Source organism: Alcanivorax sp. HI0083 (genome assembly GCF_001635175.1).
The window spans coordinates 1-445 of the sequence record NZ_LWFX01000702.1 but is presented as its reverse complement, the minus strand read 5'-3'; the positions used below and the strand labels follow the sequence as shown (position 1 = coordinate 445).

Below are 445 nucleotides of genomic sequence, written 5' to 3'. Positions count from 1 at the left end.
CGGCGCCAAGTTGGCTTTCCACGGTCATGGTGCCGCCGTGGTGCTGGATGATGTCGTGGGAAATAGACAGCCCAAGTCCGGTGCCCTGGCCGATCGGTTTGGTTGTATAGAAGGGTTCGAAAATCTGTTTGAGAGTATCTTCAGCAATGCCGGGGCCGTCGTCGGTAATAGTCAGGGTGCACCATTGTTCATCGCAGTGGCCGGCAATAGTGATATTGCCTTTCCCTTCGATGGCCTGAGCGGCGTTGACGAACACATTCATGAAAACCTGCGACAGCTGGCTTTCCGAGCCGTTAATCAACGGCATGGAATCCGGCAGTGAGTGGCTCACGGTAATGCGGTTTTTCAGTTCATGCTTTGCCAGGTTCAAAGACATTGCCATACAGGTGGCGATATCCGTTGGCGAAAAGGCTTCCGGCTGATTGTGGGAAAAGTGTTTCAGGTC

General features: G+C 53.5%; 1 protein-coding gene. It reads right to left on the bottom strand.

Annotation, left to right across the window (positions count from 1 at the left end; translation table 11 throughout):
- Positions 1 to 382 (bottom strand): sensor histidine kinase (locus A3754_RS06920; RefSeq protein ID WP_231880525.1); only part of this gene is annotated, 382 nt, incomplete at its 3' end.
- Positions 383 to 445: the final 63 nt, after the last annotated feature.